At 34.0% G+C, this 17,359-nt stretch carries 14 protein-coding genes; 6 read left to right on the top strand and 8 right to left on the bottom strand.

The genetic code is table 11. The features are described 5' to 3' along the window. Positions 1–7 precede the first annotated feature (7 nt). Positions 8–1,096 carry an LPS export ABC transporter permease LptF gene (gene lptF, locus U9966_RS09255; protein WP_306347754.1) on the bottom strand — a complete coding sequence of 363 codons (1,089 nt, stop codon included), beginning with the start codon at positions 1,094–1,096 and terminating at the stop codon, positions 8–10. Positions 1,097–1,301: 205 nt separating this feature from the next. Between lptF and U9966_RS09250 the strand changes: the two genes are divergently transcribed. Together U9966_RS09250 and U9966_RS09245 are read left to right on the top strand one after the other, a co-directional pair. Further along, entirely contained in the window at positions 1,302–2,774 is a 1,473-nt protein-coding gene (locus tag U9966_RS09250; protein WP_306347753.1) for a leucyl aminopeptidase, read from the top strand. A gap of 326 nt (positions 2,775–3,100) precedes the next feature. Beyond that, complete coding sequence (locus tag U9966_RS09245) at positions 3,101–4,150, top strand: GMP reductase (RefSeq protein ID WP_306347752.1); 1,050 nt, start codon at positions 3,101–3,103, stop codon at positions 4,148–4,150. 239 nt (positions 4,151–4,389) lie between these two features. Here the strand turns inward: U9966_RS09245 and lnt are convergent, their stop codons facing one another. After that, positions 4,390–5,916, bottom strand: a complete 1,527-nt coding sequence (gene lnt, locus U9966_RS09240) for an apolipoprotein N-acyltransferase (RefSeq protein ID WP_306347751.1) — start codon at positions 5,914–5,916, stop codon at positions 4,390–4,392. Positions 5,917–5,918: 2 nt separating this feature from the next. Beyond that, entirely contained in the window at positions 5,919–6,806 is an 888-nt protein-coding gene (corC, locus tag U9966_RS09235; protein WP_306347750.1) for a CNNM family magnesium/cobalt transport protein CorC, read from the bottom strand. A gap of 144 nt (positions 6,807–6,950) precedes the next feature. Between corC and U9966_RS09230 the strand changes: the two genes are divergently transcribed. Next, a complete protein-coding gene (locus U9966_RS09230) occupies positions 6,951–7,589 on the top strand; it encodes a curli polymerization inhibitor CsgI-related protein (RefSeq protein WP_306347749.1) in 639 nt (212 codons plus the stop codon). A 97-nt stretch (positions 7,590–7,686) separates the two neighbouring features. Then, positions 7,687–8,397: a bifunctional 2-polyprenyl-6-hydroxyphenol methylase/3-demethylubiquinol 3-O-methyltransferase UbiG gene (ubiG, locus tag U9966_RS09225; protein WP_306347748.1), complete on the top strand. Its 711-nt coding sequence runs from the start codon at positions 7,687–7,689 to the stop codon at positions 8,395–8,397. Between the two features lie 87 nt (positions 8,398–8,484). Here the strand turns inward: ubiG and U9966_RS09220 are convergent, their stop codons facing one another. From U9966_RS09220 to U9966_RS09200, 5 genes are all read right to left on the bottom strand, one after another. Further along, complete coding sequence (locus U9966_RS09220) at positions 8,485–9,672, bottom strand: ABC transporter ATP-binding protein (RefSeq protein ID WP_306347747.1); 1,188 nt, start codon at positions 9,670–9,672, stop codon at positions 8,485–8,487. A gap of 56 nt (positions 9,673–9,728) precedes the next feature. Continuing rightward, positions 9,729–11,924, bottom strand: coding sequence for an alpha-galactosidase (locus tag U9966_RS09215; RefSeq protein WP_306347746.1), 2,196 nt, complete (start codon positions 11,922–11,924; stop codon positions 9,729–9,731). Then, positions 11,921–12,766, bottom strand: a complete 846-nt coding sequence (locus U9966_RS09210; protein WP_306347745.1) for a carbohydrate ABC transporter permease — start codon at positions 12,764–12,766, stop codon at positions 11,921–11,923. Before U9966_RS09210 ends, U9966_RS09215 begins: the two co-directional genes overlap by 4 nt. A gap of 15 nt (positions 12,767–12,781) precedes the next feature. Beyond that, positions 12,782–13,672 (bottom strand): carbohydrate ABC transporter permease, encoded by an 891-nt coding sequence (locus U9966_RS09205; RefSeq protein ID WP_306347744.1) that lies wholly within the window; start codon positions 13,670–13,672, stop codon positions 12,782–12,784. A 199-nt stretch (positions 13,673–13,871) separates the two neighbouring features. Beyond that, entirely contained in the window at positions 13,872–15,140 is a 1,269-nt protein-coding gene (locus U9966_RS09200) for an ABC transporter substrate-binding protein (protein WP_306347743.1), read from the bottom strand. Positions 15,141–15,408: 268 nt separating this feature from the next. On the opposite strand from U9966_RS09200, the gene U9966_RS09195 reads away from it, so the two are divergent. Then, complete coding sequence (locus tag U9966_RS09195) at positions 15,409–16,533, top strand: ISAs1 family transposase (protein ID WP_306347859.1); 1,125 nt, start codon at positions 15,409–15,411, stop codon at positions 16,531–16,533. Positions 16,534–16,651: 118 nt separating this feature from the next. Beyond that, entirely contained in the window at positions 16,652–17,344 is a 693-nt protein-coding gene (gene rsuA, locus U9966_RS09190) for a 16S rRNA pseudouridine(516) synthase RsuA (protein WP_306347851.1), read from the top strand. The last annotated feature ends 15 nt before the right edge of the window (positions 17,345–17,359 follow it).

Genomic DNA, 17,359 nt, shown 5'->3' with positions numbered 1-17,359 from the left:
TTATTTTTTATCTCTTAATCTTTAAACGATAACGTAATGCTGAAAATTCTTTTGTATCCCATAAATTTAATATTACTCCTAATGCAAAAAATCCGATGGAGACTAACGGCATAAATAGTGACACATTGATTTTCCCAGAAGCACCTGCTGATTTTAAAGAACTTTGTAATAGGAAATAAATTAAATAAAGTAATAATGCAGGGAGTAATTTAGCAAAACGTCCTTGACGAGGATTAACATTACTCATTGATGTAGCTAATAACGCCATTAGAGGTACCGCTAAAATCAATGCTAAACGCCATTGTAACTCTGCTTTGGCGTAGGTTGATTTGCTTTGTAGTAACTCATTAAAACGTAATCGTTCTACGCTGTCTTTTTTTAGATCGACATCTTTATAGCCTAAATAAGCGGAATATTGATTAAAATGCGTGACTTTAAAATCGGAGGTTTGAGGTGTACCTTCAAAACGGGTACTGTTATTTAATTTTAATACTTGATCACCATTTGGTAATCCTGTTAACTTTCCTGATTCTGCGGTTACTACCGATGGTCGATTATTCTTTTTTTGAGTAGGTTGAAAGACAAAAATATCATTAATACTGCTTCCCTTAATATTATCAATATAAAGTACATAACCTCCAGCTGACATAAACTGCCCTGCAGACAGAGCTGAAAAACGAGGGTTAACTTCTGCTTCTGCAAGTAATTCCGCTTGTTTATCCATCGCCCAAGGCATTACCCAAAAGGCATTATAAGTTGCTAGGATAGTGGTAAATAAGGATAAAAAGAGAGCAGATTTAACTAATAGACTTTGACCCACACCACAAGCTCGCATTACAGTAATTTCACTTTCTGCATAAAAACGTCCTAGAGTCAGTAATAATGCCACAAAAAGTGACAGAGGGAGCATCAGTTGTGCCATTGTTGGCATACCTAACCCTAACAGATGTACTACTAGGTCTGTTGGCACTTTCCCACTTACTGCTGAACTTAATACTCTCACAAGTTGTTGACAAAAAAAGATCAACAATAAAACAAATAGAATAGCGAGTTGGCTTTTAAAAATTTCTCTCGTTAAATATCGACTAAAAATCACAATGGTTATCTCAGTTTATTGAATAAGGCAAGCGGTAAGATCTTTATTATTTTTTGCAAATTTTATTATTAATCTGACCGCTTATAGACCGTCTATAATACCGTTTTAGACAGAAAAAATCACTAAAATTCATTTTTTACTTGCAATTTATAATGAAAAGGATAATTTTATACCTCTCAACAAAAATAAACAAAAGGAACATAGAATGAAATTTTGTGCAAAAAGTTTGAATTTCGAACAATCCAGTGATTGTGTTGTAGTCGGTATTTATGAAAATACCACACTCTCAACAAATGCAAAAAAACTAGATGAAGCAACCGCTCACTATTTATCTGATTTACTCAAAACTGGCGATTTCAAAGGAAAACTGGCTGAAACATTGCTTGTTCATACACCGAATCAGCCTTTTACTCGTCTATTATTAGTAGGCTGTGGTAAAGCACCTTTAAATGAAACCCAGTACAAAAAAATTATTAAAGCGGTTGTACAAACCTTAAAAAGCACCACTGCACAACATATTCATCTATTATTAAATGATATTGAAATCAAAGATCGTAATGAATATTGGGCAGTGCGTTTTGCGATTGAAAGCATTTCAGACACCTTATACAACTACGATGAATTCAAAAGCACCAAAGCAGAACCAACTCAATTAGCAAAATTCTGTTTTAACAGTGAAAATCTAGCGGAAACAGAAAAAGCAATTCAACACGCACAAGCGGTCGCATTAGGGGTAAAATTTGCAAAAAATGTCGCAAACTGCCCGCCAAATGTGTGTAACCCTGCTTACCTTGCAGAATTAGCAAAAGAATTAGACAGCGAATATTCACAAATCAGCACCACTATCGTGGATGAAACCCAAATGGCAGAGCTAAAAATGAACAGCTATTTAGCGGTTTCTCGTGGTTCTGAAAACCCAGCTTATATGTCAATTATCGAATATAAAAATGCTCCAAATCCTGATGCAAAACCTATCGTGTTAGTAGGTAAAGGCTTAACTTTTGATTCAGGCGGTATTTCAATCAAACCTTCTGCAGCAATGGATGAAATGAAATACGATATGGGCGGTGCAGCATCAGTTTACGGCACAATGAAAGCCGTTGCTGAATTACAATTACCGATCAACGTTATTGGTGTATTAGCGGGCTGTGAAAATATGCCAGATGGCAATGCTTATCGTCCAGGAGATATTCTCACCACAATGTCAGGCAAAACCGTTGAAGTATTAAATACGGACGCCGAAGGTCGTTTAGTACTTTGTGATGCATTAACCTATGTGGAACGTTTTGAACCTGAATGTGTGATCGACATCGCAACCCTAACAGGGGCTTGTGTGGTTGGTTTAGGGCATATAAACACAGGATTACTTTCAAAAGACGATCAATTTGTTGATCAACTACTTAATGCCTCAAAACAGGCTCACGATTACACGTGGCGTTTACCGATGAATGAAGAATATCAAGATGATCTAAAATCTAACTTTGCGGATTTGGCAAACGTGGGTAGCCGTGCTGGTGGTGCCATCACAGCGGGTATTTTCTTATCTAATTTTACAGAAAACTACACTTGGGCTCATTTAGATATTGCAGGAACAGCGTGGCAATCAGGTGCGGCTAAAGGTGCAACAGGTCGTCCAGTGCCATTATTAACCCAATTCTTAATTAATAAATCTAGCTAATCGTTAGCGTTCAATATTAAGCGGGTAGATATTTAATAAATTTTGCAAAAAATAAGGATAATCTACCCGCTTTAATTTTATCAGTGTATACAAAGGTAATCGTTTGCTACCATTGAAATAGCTGCAATCTTAAAAATGTAAAAATTTGTAAATTTATAGTAATTTTTATTTGATTAATTATTTTTTTATGCTAAATTTCTTCAGTAATTGCGTTTGATATACAAGCAATTCATAATTTGACTTTCTATCATTTTATGCAACTCCAATCGTATCATTGCGTTACAAATTCTAGATTTTTTTTTAACCTTTTTATTGGGATACAAACTATGCTCATTGAAGAACAAGAATACCTAGATTTTGATAATGTCTTAATCAAACCTAAACGAAGCACACTTAATTCACGTAAAGACGTGACCTTAACTCGTACTTTTACCACTAGAAATAGCAAAGTAGATATTGAAGGTGTACCTATTATTGCCGCCAATATGGATAGTGTTGGTACCTTTGAAATGGCAAAATCTTTAGCGAAATTTCAAATGTTTACCGCTGTTCATAAATTCTATGAAGTTTCAGAATGGCAGGCTTTTGCAACAGAAAATCCTGATGTTTTAAAATATGTTTTTGTGACTATTGGCTCAAGTGATAAAGAAATCGAAAAATTGCAGGCGATTATTATGGCAATCCCTGAAATTCGAATGATTTGCGTGGATATTGCCAATGGTTATAGTGAACATTTTTTAAATCAAATTAAAAAAGTCCGCAGCCTCTTTCCTAATAAAGTATTGATGGCAGGAAATGTGGTAACTTATGAAATTACGGAAGAGTTAATTTTAAGTGGTGTGGATATTGTAAAAATTGGGATTGGACCCGGTTCTGTTTGTACCACTCGTAAAATGACAGGTGTAGGTGTACCTCAACTTTCTGCCACTATTGAATGTGCGGATGCGGCTCACGGTTTAGGTGGTTTAGTTTGTACTGATGGTGGTTGTGTGAATGTGGGTGATATTTCTAAAGCCTTTGGTGCTGGTGCTGATTTCGTAATGCTTGGCGGAATGCTTTCTGCTCACAAAGAGTCTAACGGTGAAGTGGTGACTAAAGACGGTAAAGAATTTATGACTTTTTATGGAATGAGTTCAAGCAATGCAATGAAAAAACACTATGGAAAAGTGAATGAATACCGAGCCAGCGAAGGTAAAGCGGTGTTATTGCCTTATCGTGGTGAGGTAAAATATACTGTTCAAGAAATTTTGGGAGGCATTCGTTCAACCTGTACTTATATCGGTGCAAGTAAACTTAAATATATGCCAAAACATACTACTTTTATTAAAGTAAATCGTCAAATTAATACGGTTTATAATCACTTCGAAACAAATTAAACCTTTTAACTTCCCCCTCCCTAGCCCTCCCCCGCAAGCGGAGGAGGGAATTTTTGGTTTATGTCGCCATTTCTCTCCCGCAAGCGGAGGAGGGGATTTTTGGTTTATGTCGCCATTTCTCTCCCGCAAGCGAAGGAGGGAATTTTTAGCTATGTCAGTATTCCTCCCTCCGCTTGCGGGGGGAGGCTAGGAGGGGGGATCAAGTACGATTTTTCTCTATTAAAGCGGTATGATTGTTATCAAAATTTACCAATTTTTCTAATCACCGCAACACTAAAACAAAGCAAGCTCAATCCATAAATTAACCAGTTTCCCCAGAACGTAAAAGGTGTTTCCCCTTGAGTAGAGGAGAGTGACATTGTTAATGTTGTTTCTTTAAATTGAGGGACTTGTTTAATAATTTTTCCTCGATGATCAACAAAAACCGTAATGCCTGTATTTGTTGCTCTAACTAGTGGTTTGCCAAGCTCTAAAGCTCGCATTCTTGCCATTTGTAAGTGTTGCCAAGGACCAATTGAATTGCCAAACCAAGCATCATTAGAGATTGTCAATAAATAATCTGCGTTGTGTGTTTTTTGATTTTGTTGCATTTGATGACCAAAAATCACTTCATAGCAAATTGCCATATTAAAGGTTGTATTACTTGCAGTTAATGGTTTTTGTATAAAATTACCCTGTGATAAATTAATAGGTAAAATAAATACTTCTCGTAACCAATCTAATATATTACCGAAAGGGACGTATTCACCAAAAGGGACAAGATGATGTTTCTGATAACGTCCATTGCTATAGGTATCTGTATCTGATGTACTACTTAACACAATTGCACTATTATAAATTTCAGGTTGTGTATTATCCAACGTTCCAATAATAAAATCAGTATTATGCTTTTTAGCAAGATGTTGCAGATCACTAAGCATTGGAATCAACTTTATTTCCGAAGCAGGAAAGGCTGATTCAGGTAAAACAATTACATCAGTTTTACCAAGTAAAGGGGTAATAAGTTTTTGATAGGTTTGTACGTGCTGAGTGAAATAGTAAGGATTCCATTTGTTTTTTTGATCAATATTTGGTTGCACTAAACCAATGGTCGTAGAATGGGTGTTATCTTCTTTAACCCATTGAATATATTGAGATCCTACAGCGATAGATAGTGCCAAACAAAGAATAATAGATGATCTTAAATAAGCGGTATGATTTTGTGTTTTTTTTGCAAATGTGTAAAAAAGTTGTATAAAGTAACCGCTTATAACAATAACAAAGAAAGTTAAACCTTCAACACCTAAGATAGGGGCAAGACCATAAAAAGGGCTATCTATTTGTGTATAACCTAATTGTAGCCAAGGAAAACCAGTAAAAACAGTGCCACGTAAATATTCAGTAAAAGTAAAAATACTTGCTATAACAAAAGGATTTGTAAATTGAAAACGTTGTACAATCCAACAAAAAAACAAATTGTATAACGTAAGATAAAAAGCCAGTAATCCAACGGCAAGGTAGCTTATTACAACAGGTACGCCACCAAATTGCATCATACTAATGGAAACCCAATTTACACCAATACAAAAATACCCCATTGACCAAAAAAACACTGACCAATAGGCGATTTTTTTATTATGGTAAGTGGTAGCAAAAATTAATCCAAAAGCACAAAGGTAAGTAATGATCCAGTAATCAAAGGGAGAATAACCCAATATAGCGATACAACCTAATATTAAACTGATAAAACAAGCGGTTACTTTAGGGTTGTTTTTTGCAAAATTCATTGCTACTTCTCTTCTTCTTTTTCTGCATTATAATCAGGCATCTTTTCTAATTGACTATCTGAAAGTGTCGCTCTCACTTGTAGTAAACGACGCGTGTTGCCAGAGGTTACTTTAAAAGTAATACCCTCTAGCTCAATGGTTTCGCCTTTTTGGGGCAGATGACCAAAGGCTTGCATCACTAATCCGCCAACGGTATCAACTTCTTCATCTTCAAAATCTGTGGCAAAAAATTCATTAAAATCTTCAATATCTGTTAAGGCTGAAACGGCATAGCTATGCTTTGAAAGACGACGAATTGGTTCTGCTTCTTCTTCATCAAACTCATCTTCGATGTCTCCCACAATTTGTTCTAAAATATCTTCGATAGTGACTAATCCTGATACGGCACCAAATTCATCAACAACGATTGCCATATGAAAACGTTCTGAGCGGAATTCTTTTAGCATTCTATCTACACGTTTACTTTCAGGAATAATTACCGCTGGGCGTAAAATTTGTTTCATTTCAAAAGGTTGTGAGTCACTACGTAAATATTTTAATAACTCTTTAGCAAGTAAAATACCTTCAATATCATCTTTATCACCACGAATAACAGGGAAACGTGAGTGAGACGTTTCAATAATAGTATCTACACAGCTTTCAAGGGGTTGTTCTGCTTCAATAAATACCATTTGAGCACGAGGGATCATAATATCTCGAACTCGCAATTCTGACATTTCAATCACCCCTTCGATCATCTCTTTGGTATCATCATCAATCAAATCATTATCTGCAGAGTCTCGAATAACCTCCACTAAATCTTCTCGATTTTGAGGATCGTTCTGAAAAAAACGATGATAAATACGTTGAAAAAGGTTATTTTTTTCTGCTGAATTGGGTTTGTCATTCATTATTTTGTTCTCTTTATTAAAATATATGTCAAAATTACCACAATTTTAATATTTTAGTAATAAAAAATCACTAAAGTCTATTCCTATTTTGTGAAAATTAGCATAGCATAGTGGCGAATTTTATGATTAATAGGAGTTTATTTAATGAAATTAAGTCAAATTACATTTGCAGTGGCAACATTAGTTGCAAGTTCAGTTACTTTTGCGGGTAGCCTTTCAAGTTCAAAAATGGTCTCATTTTTAGCATTAGATGGTCATAAAGTTACCTCAAAGACTGTAATGCAAATTAATGATACGAATACACACCAAGTTGTTGTTGAAGTTGGTGGAATGGTTAAGTCTGGTTCAAACAGTTCTTATTTTGAGACTCATCCAATTGTTCTTACTTTTAAAGGAGCGTTAGAAGATATTAAAATCAGTGCACCACGAATTTCAACAGATTTTCAAGCAAAGAGATTTAAAAAATCACCTAAATTTAATATAGAAACCGCTTCAGGTGAAAAATTAGCCTATAAAATAGATTATTTGAAAGGGGAAGGGTTTATGCCTTATGCTCGTATTCAAGATAATTTAGCAGAATATAATGCAACGGATGGCGTGGCTGCAGTGGCAAGTTTTGCAACAACTCAATCAATGCCGATGGCAGTACAAAATATTAAAACTAAAAAAGGCAAAGTGGTTGTGAGCGGTCAAAATGTTGCAGAACAACAGTTACAATATTGGTTCCAGCAAGCAGATAAAGCAACGCAACAACGTTTTTTAAAATGGGCTAAAAAACAGTAAATTCTATTGTTAATCTTTAAATATAAGCGGTCAGTTAATTTTTATTTTTTGCAAAATTTTAATCATAACTTACCGCTTGTTTATATCATAAAAAATTATGCAAAATGTCGATCAAAATGAAATTGCCAAATTCGAAAAAATGGCACAAAGCTGGTGGGATCCTAACGGCGACTTTAAACCTATCCATTTATTAAACCCTCTACGAGTAAGTTATATTGCTGAAAAATCTAACGGATTATTTGGTAAAAAAGTATTAGATGTCGGTTGTGGTGGTGGCATTTTAAGTGAGGCTATGGCACAAATGGGTGCTAAAGTCACAGGACTTGATATGACCACTGAACCTTTAAATATTGCGAAACAACACGCTCATCAAAATAGTTTAGAGATTGATTATCAGCAAATTACCATTGAGGAATTTGTTACTCAACAGCAATCTCAAAATGCTGAAAAATTTGATGTCATTACCTGTATGGAAATGCTGGAACACGTACCTGAACCACTATCTATTATTCAAAGTTGTAAAGCGTTATTAAAACCTGATGGGGTACTTTTCTTTTCTACGATCAATCGTACTTTAAAAGCTTATATACTGGTCATTATTGGTGCTGAATATGTATTAAAAATGCTCCCAAAAGGCACTCACGAATTTGAGAAATTTATAAAACCCGCTGAGTTATTAAATTGGTGTGATCAAGCTGAATTAAATTGTAATGAAATGGTGGGATATCATTTTAATCCTTTAACTGAAAAATTCTGGCTAAATAACGATGTAAGTAGTAATTATATTGCGATGTTTAGTAATATATAAAAGAAATAGTAGATAATCATTTATCTACTATTTTATTTTTGTCCTTTATGCCTAATTTCTTGTTCTTTTAAGATTTGCTGAAGTCTCTTATTCCCCTTTTTTAAATAACAAAAAGTGTTGAAAAAATGATTTTTTTACCTTATTGGCTTGTGATTTTTCATTATCATTTTGTGTACATTTTAATACTTTTTCACTTTCAACATCAAAAAAATGAATTTTATCTACATTAAAGGCCAAGGTTATTTGTTCCCCAGTGCTAATTTCATAAAGAGCATCTAATACCGCAGAGATTTTATTGTTGCCAATAGTAGAATAAACATGAGTTTTAGCACCTAATAATTCAGATAACTCTATTGTTAAGTCAATGCAAGAATCTTTATATTCACGTAAAAATAGAGGGTCACTATGTATATCTTCAGGTCTTATACCGAGTATTATTTCTTTTCCTACTAAATTATTTGTTTTTACCAGTTCCATTTTATTAGCAGGAATTTTTATTTTGTTACCTACAAAGTTAAAAAATCCTTTTGCATCTACTATGCCATTGATAAAGTTCATTGGCGGTGTTCCAATAAAGCCACCAACAAATACATTTTCAGGGTTGTCATAAATCTCTTTCGGTTTACCTACTTGCATAATACACCCATCTTTCATAACAACAATACGAGTTGCCATTGTCATTGCTTCTACTTGATCATGGGTGACATAAATGGTTGTTGTCGCTAATTGTTTATGTAGTTTAATTAGCTCGCTACGAGTCTGAATACGTAATTTTGCATCTAGATTTGATAGTGGCTCATCCATCAAAAAGACCTTCGGATTACGAACAATCGCTCTGCCTAGTGCTACACGCTGTCGTTGTCCTCCTGATAATGCTTTGGGTTTACGGTGCAAATAATCTTCTAATCCAAGTATTTCTGCAACCAACTGAACTTTTTCTGCAATTTGCTCCTTAGGAATTTTTTTCTGTTTAAGTGCAAAGGCCATATTGTTATAGACAGTCATATGTGGATATAGTGCATAATTTTGGAAAACCATTGCTATATCACGATCTTTAGGTTCAACATCATTCATTATGATGCCATCAATTTCAAGATCACCTGATGAAATATCTTCTAATCCAGCAATCATTCTTAATGTTGTTGATTTTCCACAACCAGAAGGACCAACAAAAGCAATGAATTCTTTGTCTTTAATTTCTAAATTAAAATCAAATACAACTTGTACTCCATTAGGATAAATTTTATTTATATTTTTTAACTTTAAATCTGCCATACATATTTCCTTTATTACCCTGATAAGGGGAAAATTACCATATACAGTAAAATGGGTTAAATTTTTGTTATCTCAATTAATAAGGCTGTAAAATCGCCTCCCATATGGGCCATACGGCTACTGTTAAAACTCATCCCTGCATTCATCAGGTAGTCACCATAGTAAATTTTATTCACACCAGCAAGGGTAACTTGATACTTAGTTTCTGCTTCTAATCCTTTTAATTTTAAATTAATAAATTCAGTATTAGGCTTGTACAAGCGTTGATAGTACATAGCAAAAGCTTTTTTGCCATCAGGAGATACAGTCATAAAGCTGCCCGAATTATTTTCAAATGGACAACGTAAACGATAGTAAGTACCATATTGAAATACTGCTCTATTTTTCTTATAAAAAGCGATTTGCTGTTGTACTATTTTAAATTCTTCTTCATTTAATTCATTTAGATCCAACTCATAGCCAAAAGCACCAAAATAAGCGATGTTTGCTCTTGTATGAATATCTGTTACACGTGTTGTCTGCTGATTAGGCACTGCAGAAACGTGAGCACCGTGAGAGCTAATAGGATAGAAAAAGCTATTTGCATACTGAATTTCTACTCGATCATTAGCGTCAGTATTATCACTACACCACGTTTGAGGAGCATAATAAAGTATTCCAGGATCAAACCTAGCACCACCACTAGAACAAGACTCAAATAGAATATCAGGGAATTCCTGAGTTAGCCTTTGATATAGTGAATATACACCGAGTATATACTTATGAAATACTTTACCTTGCTCATCTGGAGCCAAGCCTACACTATATACTTCGGTTAGGTATCTATTCATATCCCATTTAATATAACTGATTTTAGATGTCGAAATAATTGCTTTCATCTGTTGATAAATATAGTTTACAACGTCATCTCTAGAAAAATCTAATACATATTGATATCTAAAACTATGGCTGTGACGATTTTCGACTTGTAATAGATAGTCTGGATACTCTCGATATAGTTGGCTGTTTTTATTCACCATTTCAGGCTCAAACCAAAGTCCGAATTTTATTCCTAGTTCTGTTACTTTTTCTGATAACCCACTAATACCACTAGGTAGTTTGGTGGTATTGGCGAACCAATCACCTAAACCTTGTGTTTCATCATCTCTTGTACCAAACCAACCGTCATCTAGAACAAAGAGTTCTGCGCCTGCTTCCTTAGCTTTTTGTGCAATGTGCATTATTTTATCTTCATCAAAAGTCATTTCGGTGGCTTCCCAGTTATTGAGAAGTATCGGTTTATTAGCACCTCTATATTTACCCCGACAAAGTCTTTGATTGAAGAGATTGTGAAAGTTATGACTCATTTGAGTAAGCCCTGAATCACTATACATTACAATTGCTTCTGGACTGATGAATTTCTCACCAGCACATAATTTCCAAGAGAAATTAACAGGATGAATACCAATATTTACTCGACATTGATTATAGGTAGAAACATCTGCTTCACAGAGAAAGTTTCCACTATAAACAAAAGCAAACCCATAAGCTTGTCCAGAATCTTCAGTCGTATCAGGTCTTTTTAGAATAAAAGTGGGGTTATGTTCCGCACTACTTACGCCTTTAGTGCTAAAGATTGATTGATTTCCCCATCTTAGTTTATTAGATACTATGCGTTTTTCTCTTCCCCAAGCACCTGAAAAATGGATAAATTCATAATCACTGTCTGCTAAATCTAACTGCATACTCATTATTCGTTGGATGTAAATAGGTGTGTTACCTTTATGAATAAAAGCAGTATGTCTTGCGATAACAGGATAATCTCTATAAATAGTATAGTATAAAATTAAATCAGTATTTGTTAGACTGTCGTGTAGGGTAATTTCTAAAGTTTGTGCTTCTTGTTCATCTTCAATATAAATTGATGGTAAAGGCTCTATTGATTTTTTACCTTGATAAATTTCGTGAGAAACATAAGAGAAATCAGAAATACTATTTCCATCTTCTTGACGGATAACAAAGGCAGGTTCTCTAAAATCACCAGTACCATAGCTACCATATTCTTTGGGTTTATAAGAATTAATAAGTCTATCACCCTTAAATAATTGATTATCTAAATGACCAAATAATAGTTGATTGTCATTATCTGCGGTATGTATCTTTTTTGCAAAATAAAGATGAAGAAGATGCTTTTTATCATCTAACTTCATAATATAGCTTATTTCTTTATTACTAAGATGAAATGTTTTAGTTATGTCATTAAAATTAATCATAGCTTGCCTCCTGATGTAGCTATACCTTCTATAAAGTGTTTTTGGAATATTAAATAGATGATTATCATCGGTATGCAGGCAATTAGTGATGCTGCCATTAAATCGGGATACTCTGGAGCAAATTGTCTTTGCATTTTTGCTAGTGCTGGTGCAAGCACCATTGCATCAGGACTACGATTTACGATCATAGTCCACATAAGATCTTTAAACCCAAATAACGCGGTAAAGATACCAAGTGCAATTAAAGATGACTTAGTTAGTGGTAACATAATATAAAGAAATGTTTGACCAATGTTACAGCCATCTAATCTTGCTGCTTCTTCTAGCTCTTTAGGTAAGGACATAAAGCTCTGTCTCATTAAAAATGTACCAAAAGCAGTCACAAGTCCAGGAAAGATAAGGGCAAAGATGGTATTGGTAGCATCCATCTTACTAATCATAACATACTGTGGGATGATAAATAGTTGTACTGGCACCATCATCTGAATAAGTACCAACATAAAAACCACTTTTTTACCAAAAAAATCAAGTCTTGCTAAGGCATAGCCAGCCATTGCTGCAGTAACTAAAGCAAAAAAAATTCTGCCGACTATCATTAACAATGTATTTTTGTATAAAATAAGGAAATCTAATTTATGTAAAACATCCGTAAAAGACTGTGTACGCCAAAATTCTGGCCATATTACAAAGGGATTAACGCTAGTTGCCTCAGTATTTGTTTTAAATGCCGTTAAAATCATCCAAACAAAAGGCGTCAGCATAATAATAGCAAAAACAATAAGAAATAAATGGATTAAAATACTTGTGAGTGTTTTTTTTCTTTTCTGACTTTTTATATTCATACTTGCTTCACCTTATTAATTATAGTGTACCCAACGTTTTTGAATAAATAGCTGCATCGCTGTTATAATTAATGTAAGAATCATCAATATGATAACCACAGTTGCACCAAGCCCATAATTGTTCTCTACAAAGGAATATTGATAGAACACATACACCAATGATTGAGTATCATAGAGTGCGGGATTTGTCCTATCCATAATAATATAAATCATATCAAACACTTGTAAAGCACCTATCGTTCTTGTAACAAAAACAAAAAATAAAGTAGGGGAAAGTAGGGGTAATGTAATACTAAAAAACTGTCTGATACCATTGGCACCATCTATTTTTGCTGCTTCATAATAGTCTGTAGGGATTTCTTGTAGTCCTGCTAAAAATAACACCATATTGTATCCAATGATAGACCAAATACCGATAGCTGCCACAGAATAGATGGCAAGTGAAGGTGATGAAATCCAGTTTACCTGAAGATCAAATAAATTGTTGAGTAATCCAAATTCTGAATTATACAACCACTTCCAAACCATTGCTACAGCAGCAGGTGCAACCACCATAGGTAAGAAAAATATTGTTCTATAAGTTGTTTTCCCTTTGATTTTTCTATTGAGTAAGACAGCGATAATTATAGAAATAGCTACTGATACAGGTACTTCTAGTACAACATATTTAACGGTATTGTAAAGAGCTTGCCATATTTTTTCATTATGAAATAGTTTTATGTAATTGGCAAAACCAACGAATGTGTTATTTTTACCAAAGTCTCCTGTCTTATAAAATGATTCTATTAATGTGGCGATTAGAGGAATGATATTTAAGACAACTAGACCGATAACTGTCGGTAATACCATAAACCAACCCCAAGCAAATTCATTGAGTTTTCTTTTTGTCTTCTTTGTATGTGTCATATTACAAATCCAATTTTTTGGCTCACCTAAGTTTTGTATGCAGTCGAAAAGTTATTTTATAAAGACTTTATAGTAAATTTTATAATCAATATAGAAAATAATTTTTTATACAAATTATGTATTTTGTAATATTAAGCGTTGGGTAGTATAAGACACCGCAACGCTTAAATTTTTACAATAACTGAAAGGTTGCGAAAGATTACTCTTCTGAGAGTATGGTATTCATTTCTTTAGCAATTTCTTTACAAGTAGCTTTGGCAGATTTCTTACCTTGCCATACTGGAATAAGTTTTTCGATACTCATACCTTCCCATGCTACGGTATTTCTTGAATAAGGTCTAATAACCATATCTTTGACTTTATCTAGCATAAATAGGTAGGCGTCAAGATTATATAAATCGGTTGATTTAGCCCATCCACTAGACGTTCCTTTATAAGCACTCATAGTAACACCTAGTTTTGCTTGCATTTCTTGAGCTTCTTTACTACCTAAGAATTCAAGTAATTTCCACGCTTCTTTAGGATGTTTTGTGTTGGCTGCTGCTGCCCAACCCAATCCATTGTAGATAGATGCTCTGTGACCATCTTTGGCTGTAGGCATAACGGCAATATCACAGTGTTTTTTCATATATTCATTTTCTTTGAATCCTGCCAACATCCAAGACCCTGTAGTAATCATCGCAACTTTCCCTGATTGCATCAAAACATGCTCTTTATTTTCTGTTAGCATCTCTTGAGGAGGCATAATACCTTCTTTAGCCATTTTAGCATATAGTTCCATTGCCTCTATAGTTTTAGGATCATCCCATTTAGATGTCTTTTTATCAGCACTAATGACTGCACCACCATTACTATAAATTAAATTATAGTAACCTGTTTGGTTTCCATCAACATTTGATGCAAATCCATACTGACTACCATCACTTTTAGTTAGTTTTTTTGCCGCATTGTATAAATCTTCCCATGTCCATTTATCATTTGGATAGGCAATACCAGCTTCATCAAACATGGTTTTGTTATACCATAAAGCGATTGTGTCAATATCTTTAGGAATGGCATAATATTTACCTTTACTAGTATAGAGTCCCATAATTTGATCTGGATAATTTGCCAAATCTATGACTTTACTTGAAGCAATTTTATCTGTTAAATCAAGTAATAAATCATTTTCCATATACTTTTGACTCTCATTTGAGTGCATCCAGAATACATCAGGTAGTTGACCGCCACTTGCACCAGAAGCTAAAAGCGTCCAATAGTCATTCCAACCAACAACTTCGATTGCTGTAGAAATTCCTGTTTTTTTGGTAAAGACTGTCAGTATTTTTTCGATGCCAGGTCTTTGACCTTCGTCCCAAATACTCACAGATAGTTTGACATCTTCAGAATTACTTTGTTTGGCTTGCGTAGAAAACGATAAACCTAACATTGCTAATGCAACAAATACTATATTTAATAGTTTTTTCATTTTACATCCCTCCAAGACATTGTGTCTTATTTATCAACTAGTTTAGTCTAATAACTAGCCGCACTGTACATAAAAAAACTTGACTTTCCAATTAAAGTTTAAATTTTTTTCTAAAACTGTGAGTGATATCACAAAAATTCGAGAAATATTTAAAAGATTAAAATAGATATATAAAAGACAGGGCAAAACAGGGCAAGATCATTTTAAATTGAACTAAATACTATTTTTACGATCAGATCAGTAACAAATGTAAAAAAGGTTTACTGATATGACAAATAATTTTATTACTCACTTTTCAATTATCAAAGATCCTAGAATTGAACGATGTAAAAAGCATGCACTTATAGATATTTTATTTCTATCTATCTGTGCAGTCCTATCTGGTGCAGAAGGTTGGGAAGATATAGAAGACTTCGGTCACGTAAAACTAGACTGGTTGAGACGTTATTTACCTTTTCATAATGGAATTCCTAAACATGATACTATAGCAAGGGTAATGAGTCGCTTAGAACCTGAAGCTATTCAAACTTGTTTTATCAATTGGGTTAAAGAACTCATAACAGAAGTAGATGGAGAAATTATTGCCATTGATGGAAAAAGTGCAAGAGGCAGTTTTTCTACAAAAAATAGAAAAGATAGTCTACATATGGTTAGTGCTTGGAGTTGTGAAAATGGCTTAGTATTAGGACAACAAAAAGTAGAGGGTAAATCAAATGAAATTACAGCAATCCCTAAACTATTAGATTTACTTGATGTAAAAGGAGCCACTATTACACTTGATGCAATGGGATGTCAGCATGCTATTATCAATAAGATTCATTCTAAAGGTGCGGATTATGTGGTGTCATTAAAAGGTAATCAAGGACAGTTAAATAAAGAAGTTAAGGCTTGGTTTCACAAATGTCATAGAGAACAGTTTGCAAATGTTGGTCATTCTATTTATGAGCATATTACTAGTGGTCATGGACGAATAGAAGAGCGAAGATGTATTCAATTAGAAATTGATAAAAATTGGCTTACAGAACATAAAAAATGGGCGAATATCCAAACCGTAATTTGTATAGAAGCTAAATGCCATATTGGTGAAAAAGTGACAATAGAAAACCGTTATTATATAAGTTCTCTTAGCCTTAATGCAGAAAGATTAAATAGTATTATTCGTAATCATTGGGCGATAGAAAATAGCTTACACTGGACTTTAGATATGACTTTCCATGAAGATAATTCAAGGATTAGGCGAGGGAATGCAGCTGAGGTAATGAATGCTTTTAGAAAACTAGCATTAAATATTGTTAAAACTGATACAACTCGTAAAGCAAGTATGAAACGTAAGCTAAAAATGGCTGCATTGGATGATAATTTTAGAGCTCAATTACTTCTAAATATAAATTAAAATGCTCTTGCCCTGCAGGGCAAAATCATACTTGATTAAAAAATTTGCTTTTAATATCTTTTGGTGTACAGTGTTTTTCTTTCAAGTTACATCTATTAATTCTTAAGATAAAAAAACTATGCGTTTAGATAAATTTATAGCAGAACAAACAGGATTAACACGTACTCAAGCAACAAGGGCATTGAAAAGTAGTTTGGTTATGGTTAATGGTAAAATGATTAAAAGTGGGGCGACTAAAATCACCCCTCAAGATGTGGTTATTTTTGATGAACAACCTCTTGAATGGCTTGAGCAGGGGCAATATTTTATGTTGTATAAGCCACAAGGCTATGTTTGCTCGAATGATGACAGTGAATATCCAACGGTTTTTGATTTTTTTGATTACCCTTTAAAAGGCAAGTTACACTGTGCGGGGCGTTTAGATGCAGATACTACAGGATTAGTGCTTTTAACTGATGATGGACAATGGTCGCACCGTATTACCTCACCAAAGTATCAATGTGAAAAAACTTATTTGGTGACTTTAGCTGATCCTGTTGAGCCTTTTTATGAGGAAAAATTACAGCAAGGGATTATGCTACGTGGTGAGAAAACCCCAACATTGCCTGCAAAATTAGAAATTTTAGACGATTATAATGTTAAATTAACGATCTCAGAAGGGCGTTATCATCAAGTAAAACGAATGTTTGCTGCTTTAGGGAATAAAGTGGAATTTTTACATCGTTGTAAAATTGGCGGTGTAGAACTGGATAATGCACTTGAAGAAGGGGAGTTTAGAGCATTAACAGAACAAGAAATCACATTCTTTTAATCCTGTTAATGTCTA

This window comes from Pasteurella atlantica, assembly GCF_963693435.1.
In the GTDB taxonomy this organism is placed as follows: Bacteria; Pseudomonadota; Gammaproteobacteria; order Enterobacterales; family Pasteurellaceae; genus Phocoenobacter; species Phocoenobacter atlanticus.
The sequence above is the reverse complement of the archived record's forward strand: the minus strand, read 5'-3'. Positions and strand labels throughout refer to the sequence as shown.